Raw genomic sequence first — 280 nt, forward strand, 5'->3', positions numbered from 1 at the left:
GTAAGAATCAGAAGGGAATATTATTGGAATTAACGGTGAATCTGTAACCATAATATCTTCTGCTTTATGCAATAAATCAAAACGCTTTTCTTCATTTTGTTCAACTTCTGCTTCTTTGATTAAAGCGTCAAATTCTTTATTATGCCATTTTGCATAGTTGTTTGGACCATCACCTGCATATAAATCTAGTTTAGTAATTGGGTCTAATAAAGAACCGCCCCATCCCATATAAGCTAAGTGGAAATCACTTTGCTTATATGTATCGATGTAACACTTCCAC

Annotated in this window: 1 pseudogene; it reads right to left on the reverse strand. The window is 33.6% G+C overall.

From position 1 onward, the window contains the following. Positions 1-280: pseudogene (locus ACSG5Z_RS32470) on the reverse strand (peptide ABC transporter substrate-binding protein); the annotation flags it as partial.

The sequence above is a fragment of the Bacillus pretiosus genome (assembly GCF_051294775.1).
In the GTDB taxonomy this organism is placed as follows: domain Bacteria; phylum Bacillota; class Bacilli; order Bacillales; family Bacillaceae_G; genus Bacillus_A; species Bacillus_A wiedmannii.